This is a genomic window from Actinoallomurus sp. NPDC050550, from assembly GCF_040655075.1.
Taxonomy (GTDB): Bacteria; Actinomycetota; Actinomycetes; order Streptosporangiales; family Streptosporangiaceae; genus Actinoallomurus.
Window position 1 is genome coordinate 110,493 of the sequence record NZ_JBFAJC010000033.1, and the last position, 6,051, is coordinate 116,543.

General features: G+C 67.9%; 10 protein-coding genes. 5 read left to right on the forward strand and 5 right to left on the reverse strand.

What is annotated here, in order from left to right; translation table 11 throughout:
• The first annotated feature begins 538 nt into the window (after positions 1 to 538).
• A complete protein-coding gene (locus tag AB0I04_RS35375) occupies positions 539 to 1,495 on the forward strand; it encodes a rubrerythrin family protein (protein WP_360894656.1) in 957 nt (318 codons plus the stop codon).
• Between the two features lie 93 nt (positions 1,496 to 1,588).
• Complete coding sequence (locus AB0I04_RS35380; protein WP_360894659.1) at positions 1,589 to 2,068, forward strand: DUF2231 domain-containing protein; 480 nt, start codon at positions 1,589 to 1,591, stop codon at positions 2,066 to 2,068.
• Between the two features lie 119 nt (positions 2,069 to 2,187).
• On the opposite strand, the gene AB0I04_RS35385 is transcribed toward AB0I04_RS35380, so the two are convergent.
• The 4 genes from AB0I04_RS35385 to AB0I04_RS35400 form a co-directional block, all read right to left on the reverse strand.
• Positions 2,188 to 2,835: a Rieske (2Fe-2S) protein gene (locus tag AB0I04_RS35385; protein ID WP_360894662.1), complete on the reverse strand. Its 648-nt coding sequence runs from the start codon at positions 2,833 to 2,835 to the stop codon at positions 2,188 to 2,190.
• Between the two features lie 183 nt (positions 2,836 to 3,018).
• Positions 3,019 to 3,183 carry a hypothetical protein gene (locus tag AB0I04_RS35390; RefSeq protein WP_360894665.1) on the reverse strand — a complete coding sequence of 55 codons (165 nt, stop codon included), beginning with the start codon at positions 3,181 to 3,183 and terminating at the stop codon, positions 3,019 to 3,021.
• A 202-nt stretch (positions 3,184 to 3,385) separates the two neighbouring features.
• Positions 3,386 to 3,664 carry an SHOCT domain-containing protein gene (locus AB0I04_RS35395; protein WP_360894668.1) on the reverse strand — a complete coding sequence of 93 codons (279 nt, stop codon included), beginning with the start codon at positions 3,662 to 3,664 and terminating at the stop codon, positions 3,386 to 3,388.
• A 34-nt stretch (positions 3,665 to 3,698) separates the two neighbouring features.
• On the reverse strand, positions 3,699 to 3,938 hold the full coding sequence (locus tag AB0I04_RS35400) for a DUF2933 domain-containing protein (protein WP_360894671.1): 240 nt from the start codon (positions 3,936 to 3,938) through the stop codon (positions 3,699 to 3,701).
• Between the two features lie 195 nt (positions 3,939 to 4,133).
• On the opposite strand from AB0I04_RS35400, the gene AB0I04_RS35405 reads away from it, so the two are divergent.
• From AB0I04_RS35405 to AB0I04_RS35415, 3 genes are read left to right on the forward strand one after another with little or no spacing between them, the layout of a single operon-like run.
• A complete protein-coding gene (locus tag AB0I04_RS35405; RefSeq protein ID WP_360894674.1) occupies positions 4,134 to 4,913 on the forward strand; it encodes an ArsR family transcriptional regulator in 780 nt (259 codons plus the stop codon).
• Positions 4,910 to 5,323: a VOC family protein gene (locus tag AB0I04_RS35410; RefSeq protein ID WP_360894677.1), complete on the forward strand. Its 414-nt coding sequence runs from the start codon at positions 4,910 to 4,912 to the stop codon at positions 5,321 to 5,323. Before AB0I04_RS35405 ends, AB0I04_RS35410 begins: the two co-directional genes overlap by 4 nt.
• A gap of 1 nt (position 5,324) precedes the next feature.
• A complete protein-coding gene (locus AB0I04_RS35415) occupies positions 5,325 to 5,453 on the forward strand; it encodes a hypothetical protein (protein ID WP_360894679.1) in 129 nt (42 codons plus the stop codon).
• Positions 5,454 to 5,534: 81 nt separating this feature from the next.
• Here the strand turns inward: AB0I04_RS35415 and AB0I04_RS35420 are convergent, their stop codons facing one another.
• Positions 5,535 to 5,927, reverse strand: a complete 393-nt coding sequence (locus AB0I04_RS35420) for a hypothetical protein (protein WP_360894685.1) — start codon at positions 5,925 to 5,927, stop codon at positions 5,535 to 5,537.
• Between the last annotated feature and the right edge of the window lie 124 nt (positions 5,928 to 6,051).

The following is a 6,051-nucleotide window of genomic DNA, read 5'->3' on the forward strand; positions in this document are numbered from 1 at the left end:
CGCCCGAAAGAACGTTCGTGTTCTTTTACTCTAGCCTCGCGCGCTCAGGAGGCGGGGGTCGGTTCGGGGGTTGAGACGCGAAAGTGCCTTCTGTGCTGGAACGATGGGACTTGCTGAGGGTCCTGATCGTCCAGAAGAAGGCGCTTTCAAATTGACGGCCACCGTATCCCGCTCGAATATTCTGTTACGTGGTCTGAGCTGCGGCTATGCGGCGCGGTGATACTCGCTGATCATGCCTGTGACGACGCGTTTTCGGCGGACTGATCGCAGGTCCGCCACGTCGCGAGCGGGCGGCGTTTCGATGCCACTGGCCTCCACCGACCTGCTGTTCGCGCTACCACTGATCACCTGGCGCCGCGGACAGCGCCTGATACATAGGGAAGTCGCCTTGGCCCTTCCCGCGTATGGGGCATCGTTTACGCGGGTCGCCGCAAGCATGGAAGGCTTTTACCGGTTCGGCCGTTGGCGATCACTTCGCCGGGTAGGCGTTTTGGTGAGGCCGCAGCGTCCACTCTCATCCGATGAGGAGGTCTTCCCAGTGATCCCCTTCACGAGAAGAGCGCTGATGACCGGCGCGTTCACCATCGCTTTCAGCACTCCGGTAAGCGCGGCGCTCGTCGCACCGGCTCTGGCGGCGGGACCTCCCACCGCGCCCTCAGCGCAGGTCCCGAACCCGCAGACCCGCGCCGACCTGGACCAGTCCATGAAGGGTGAGGCGTTCGCCAACGCCTCCTACCGGCTGTACGCCGACCAGGCCCGGCGAGAAGGACTGCCATCGGTGGCCCGCCTGTTCGACCGTACGGCCAATGTCGAACTGAACGAGCACTTCAAAGAAGAGGCCGCACTCAGCGGCCTGGTGGGCAGCGACAGCAGCAATCTGCGTGCCGCCGAGGCCGGCGAGACCTATGAGTCCCAAACGACGTATCCCGGGTTCGCCCAGCAGGCCAAAACCGACGGGGACGGCAACGCGGCGACCACCTTCTCCGAAATCGCCGACGACGAAGGCGTCCACGCCAAAGCGTTCGGCACCGCGCTGCGGGTGACGGAGTCCGGGCAGGGCAGCGTTCCGGCACCGCCGAAGGTCGACCCGGTGCAGGTCCCCGCCGGACCGGCGATGGTGCACGCCCAGCGCACCAAGACCAACCTCGACACCGCCATGCATGGCGAGGCCCTCGCCCATGCCAAGTACCGGCTGTTCGCCGAGCACGCCAAGAACCCGGCCGTGGCGCGGCTGTTCCGCGGCAACGCCGACGTCGAACGCCGCGAGCACTTCGCCGACCAGGCCAAACTCGCCGGGCTCGTCGGAACGACGCGCACCAACCTGTCCACGGCCATCAGCGGCGAACAGTACGAGTCCCGCACCATGTACCCGACCTTCGCCAAGCGCGCCAAGGCGACGGGCGACAGCGAAGCGGCGACACGCTTCTCCCACAACGCCGAAGACGAATCCGGTCACGCCCGTGCCTTCCAGCAGGCCCTGAACCGGCTGCCGTAGCCACCCACACGGCCTCGGCGAGCCCGTCATCGGCAACGCCGGGCTTGGCTTGCTTGTTGCCGCCTGTTGAAGCCGCTGGGGTAGGAGACGGACATGGTCTTCGGCCTGCCGATGCATCCGCTGGTCGCCCACGCTGTGGTGGTCTGCGTGCCGCTGGCGGCGCTCGGCGCGATCCTCATGGCATTCTGGCCCGCCGCAGCGCGTCGCCTCTGGCCGGCGGTCCTGTTCGTCGCGACCATCGGGCTGATCGCGGTGCCGCTGACGACCCAAAGCGGCGAGTCCCTCGAAGAACGCGTTGGGGAGAGGGAACTCGTCGAGGCCCATGCCAAGCAGGGCGAGCAGGTGCTGCCGTTCGTCATCGTGCTATGGCTGTCAGTCGCAGGCATTTTCCTCTTGGTCTATCTCATCCGGCGGATGTCACGATCGCCGGATAGAGCAGTCGGGTCCAGACCACGGTGGCGACCCATCGCGACGGTCGTCCTTGCCGTCATGGCGCTGGTGGGCGGAGTCGGAGGCGTAGTCGAGGTCGTGCTCGCCGGCCACAGCGGAGCAAAGGCCGTCTGGACGAAGTGACTCTTTCTTTGTACGTCGTCAACCGGGTCCGAGCGGTGGCCGCGTGGTCCTCACGGCGCTCAGGCTGGTGTCCTTACGGGGCTCGTTGCCGTTGATCTGGAAGGTGAGCACGACGGGCATCAGGCGGATGAGACGTACACCTCAACGGCGCCGCTCGCCTCTCGCACGGCCAGCCGGGGCAGGGCCCGAGGTGGTTTCGGAAGCCGGTGATACAGGACGGTACCGTCGAACGCGAAGAGTGCCTGATGGCATGGGCAGCGCAGCCGCGTGCCGCCCTCCAGGTGCAGGAGGCAGCCCTGATGGGTGCACACGCCTGAGATCGCCCGGAGCCGGCCGCCGTGGCGGGTCACGAAGCCGACGACGCTGCCGATATCGAAGGGGCGCACCGTGCCCTCCGGCAGGTCGGCCGTTGCCGCCACGGTCCGCCATCTGCCGTTGAAGGGCATCAACGTTCCCCCGCCTCGCGGTGTCGTGCCGCTGGTGAGCGCGTGATCGATCGATGCTCCCGCCGCGGCTCCGGTGGCGGCGAGCGCGCCTCCCAGGACCAGCCGGCGCCTGACCGGCATCGGTGTCGGCGCGGTTTCCGGCTGTGCCAGGCGACGGTGCAGGTCGGCGACGAACTCCTCGCGCGGTGCATCCGATCCCGGACGCGCGGCGCGCAACTCGATGGCGAGGCGAAGCGCGTCGGAGTCCGCCTCCTCGACCGGGAAGGAACGCGGGCGGCGGCCCTTGAGCAGATCCTCGACGTAACGTCGCAAGCCTTTCACGGCCACCCCCATCCTTCGGCCCGGAGAGTCTTCCTGGAGGTCACCAGGTATGCCGGACCCCGCCCAAGTGTGGTGTCGCCGCCGGCGGAGCACGGGAAGGAAAGCCTCAATGGCGAATTCCTCCCGCATCCAACCGGTTTCCGAGGCGACGACTCGCGCATACTGGCCTCCACCCGGACCCGCCTAGTGCCATCTTGGCCGTCCGGACTGTTCACGGGCGCGGTGGTGGCCGCGGTGACGGCGTGTGGACTCCCCGCCCTTTGACGCGAACACCACGAGGACAGCGGTGATGCCGCCGAACACAGCGATCACGATGAGGATCTGCAGCGGCAAAGGCATCCCCGGCATGACACTCACCTCTCGGTCTTGACGTGTGCCTCGACTTGCCGGACGCACCGATGGCCGACGTAGAAGTAGACCCCCTCGCTGTGTGACGCCCTCGTCGTCACACAGCGCTGCGGTCTACGTCTACCCGACGCCAGGTGAGCAACGCCGTCTCAGGACCAGCCATGACGAGCCTTCAGAGCGGTGCTTCTCATCGTGCGTCTCGTCAGGTCGCGCGGGACACCGAAGGCGGGTCGACGCCCGACCGCAGCGTTTCGAGACGTTCGCGGTACTCATCGGTGTCGATCTCGCCGCGCGCAAAGCGTTCGGCGAGCAGTTGTTCGGGCGTGATATCGGGCGGTGGGGCCACGTTCGGCTGCCTAACGTGGCCGAGGTAGCGCACGAGCGCGATGATGATGACGATCAGCAGCACCCAGAACAGCACCGTGCTGAAGGTCATGAGGCCGTAGCCCCATCCGCTCATGTGGCCGTCGTACCAGTACATCGCGATCTCCTTCGTTCAGCGCCGGGCGGTAAGGTCAGCGCCGACCCGATGCCGGCCGCTGGTCATGCCGGTGACCAGAGGGATCGTCCTGCCTGTCCTCGCGGCCTTGTCCGTCGCGATTGGTCATGCCGCGCATCATGACGAGCATCATCAGCGGGCAGGCGAGCACGAGCAGAACGAAGAAGATGCTGCTCAGAGGGACGCCGGCGGCCGCAAGACCGACGATGAGGACCGCAAGGGCCAGGGCGTAGATCGGAAGCTGCCGGCTGTTCATGGCGTTGCTCCTCCCGCTGCTCACGCCTTAACACTGGCTCGCTCAGCGACACTGCTCCACTGGCCAAGGTCCTGGCCGTCCGGGCCGAAAGTCCTCCTACGTTTTGTCGGAAGTGGGTTCGCGGCCAGGCGGCCGATTGCTCCAAGACGTGGGCGCTGCGGATACATCAAACCAATTTGATGTATCGTCCGTGTCATGGAGCGTCAGGGTCAAGAGACACCTGCATTCGTCCGCTTGGCCGCCCATCCGTTGCGCTGGCGGCTGATCACCGCGCTGGCCACCAGCGACTATCGGGTCCGTGAGCTGGTGGCGTTGGTCGACAAGCCGCAGAACCTGGTCTCCTATCATTTGGGGCTGCTGCGCGCTGGTGGGCTGGTCAGGCCCACCCGCAGCAGCTTCGACGGCCGCGACAGCTACTATCACCTCGACCTGGACCGCTGCGCGCAGGCGTTGGCCACCGCCGGTGGCGCCCTGCATCCCGTGCTGCGCCTCGATCCGGCTCCACCTGCACCGCCGGCCGACCAGCAGCGCGCGCCGCAGACCGCCGTGCTGTTCCTGTGCACCGGCAACAGCGCCCGCTCACCGATCGCCGAGGCCCTGCTGCGCCACCGCACCGGCGGCCGCATCTCGGTGATCAGCGTCGGCAGCCATCCCAAACCACGCATCCACCCCCGTGCGGTCCAAGTACTGCGCGAGGACTACGGCATCGACGTGTCAGGCCGGCATCCCCGGCATCTCGACACGGTGACCGACCGCCGTTTCGACCATGTGATCAGTCTGTGCGACAAGGTCCGCGAGGTATGCCCCGACTTCCCTGACCACCCACGACGGACTCATTGGAGCATCCCCGACCCCGCCACGGCCGACGACGCCGACCAGCCCGGCTGCCCCGCGTTCCGGCGCACGGCCGCCGAGATCGACACCCGCATCCGCTATCTACTACCCGTCCTCACCAAGCAGGAAGCTGACTCGTGACGACACCCGACCAGTTCGCCAGCGTCCGCTACATCGTCGATGACGTGCAGGCCGCCATCGACTTCTACACCACTCATCTCGGCTTCACGTTGGCCACCAGCGCCGCGCCGGCGTTCGCGGACGTGATCCGTGGACCGCTGCGGCTCCTGCTGTCCGGCCCCATCAGCTCCGGCGCCCGAACCCTGACCGACGGCTCTCAACCGGTCCCCGGCGGATGGAACCGCATCCACCTCATCGTCGACGACCTCAACGCCGAGATCGACCGGCTACGCGCAGCGGGATTGTCCTTCCGCAGCGATGTGGTCGCCGGCCCCGGCGGCCGCCAGATCCTGCTCACTGACCCCGCCGGCAACCTCGTCGAACTCTTCGAGCCCGCCCAACGGCGCGCCACGCGGACGCCCGCTTCCTGATATGCCGCGCACCGCATTCGGACTGGTCGCCGGGACCGTACGGCTCGTCGCATCCCAGACCGCCCTGCTGCACCTGGTGGCGCCCGCCCTGGACATACTGTCCGCCCACCACCCGGACCTCGTCGTCTAGGTGCTCGATGACGAGCTCGAGCACGCTTTGCAGGCCCTGGTCCAGCAACGGGTGAGGCGGTGGGCCTGCCTGAGGGCTGTCTTATCGCCGGGCCTGCCGGAAGCGCCGGATGCGGTGGGTGATCCGGCCGGCCGCGGTCGTGACCTCGACGGAGCGGAACCCCCTGGGCACCTCCGCCACCCAGAACGCCCGGGCGATGGTCACGGTGGTGGCCTTCAGCGCGGACCTTCCGGCGTGGAACTCCACGAGCACCTCGCCGCCCGGTGGCAGTTCGCCCCAGGCGACGGACCAGCCTCTGCCGCGTACCGCGCCGCGGATCAGCGCGGTGTCGGCGCCGCGGGCCACGGCCACGTCGATGAGCCCGTCGCCGGTGTGCACCTCGAGGGCGGGACGCCGGCGGCTGCCGCGGCCGACGCGCAGCTCCCAGCCGCTCGCGGGCAACGGTGTGGAGGGGAACGCCATCGCGTGGGACATGGTCGACCTCTTTTCCGAAAACGGGTACGGGCGGCGGCGGCCGCCCGTACCCGGGTGACACTCAGATCGCGACGCCGCCTTCGACCGGCGACTCGCCGCGTCGTACGAGGAGGGCGGCGAGCGC

Coding starts and splice junctions, on each gene's coding strand:
- AB0I04_RS35395 (WP_360894668.1), bottom strand. CDS start 3,664: ATGTACTGGTACGACGGCCACATGAGCGGATGGGGCTACGGCCTCATG.
- AB0I04_RS35415 (WP_360894679.1), top strand. CDS start 5,325: ATGCCGCGCACCGCATTCGGACTGGTCGCCGGGACCGTACGGCTCGTC.
- AB0I04_RS35405 (WP_360894674.1), top strand. CDS start 4,134: ATGGAGCGTCAGGGTCAAGAGACACCTGCATTCGTCCGCTTGGCCGCC.
- AB0I04_RS35390 (WP_360894665.1), bottom strand. CDS start 3,183: ATGCCGGGGATGCCTTTGCCGCTGCAGATCCTCATCGTGATCGCTGTG.
- AB0I04_RS35420 (WP_360894685.1), bottom strand. CDS start 5,927: ATGTCCCACGCGATGGCGTTCCCCTCCACACCGTTGCCCGCGAGCGGC.
- AB0I04_RS35380 (WP_360894659.1), top strand. CDS start 1,589: ATGGTCTTCGGCCTGCCGATGCATCCGCTGGTCGCCCACGCTGTGGTG.
- AB0I04_RS35400 (WP_360894671.1), bottom strand. CDS start 3,938: ATGAACAGCCGGCAGCTTCCGATCTACGCCCTGGCCCTTGCGGTCCTC.